The organism is Dysgonomonas sp. 511 (assembly GCF_010501105.1).
Classification (GTDB): Bacteria; Bacteroidota; Bacteroidia; order Bacteroidales; family Dysgonomonadaceae; genus Dysgonomonas.
Window position 1 is genome coordinate 1 of sequence record NZ_QVMQ01000087.1, and the last position, 422, is coordinate 422.

1 protein-coding gene is annotated in these 422 nt (G+C 42.7%); it reads left to right on the forward strand.

All coding sequences use genetic code 11. The features are described 5' to 3' along the window. The coding region (locus D0T57_RS15375) for a hypothetical protein (RefSeq protein ID WP_163274349.1) at positions 1–250 on the forward strand (250 nt) is incomplete at its 5' end. Positions 251–422 lie beyond the last annotated feature (172 nt).

Consider the following 422-nt stretch of genomic DNA (forward strand, 5'->3'; position numbering starts at 1 on the left):
GTTGTACCTGGCCAACAGGCTTTCGGCGAAATACGGCTGTAAGATATACCTCAAGCGCGAAGATCTCAACCATACCGGTTCGCACAAGATAAACAAGTTCTTGAGTGCCAGCATAAATACCACGTTGAAATATGACGATGATGTGAAGAATGTAAAAAATGCAGATAGTTATACTATTGAAATATACGAAAACGGAGATCTCGATTTTAGTTTAGATGTCCCTATTATTAATGTTTCAATGCGCCCATAAGCTGTTCCGGCATTACTGGCTTTTATGCCTCCCATCAACGGGCCGATAGGGGAAGCTTAAAGTATATTCTTCGCCAATGCTCCCCTACCCTATACCTTGCAGATATACTGCGATTTCTCGGGTTATTCGGATATGGCGATAGGACTTTCGCTGCTGATGGGCTTTAAGATAC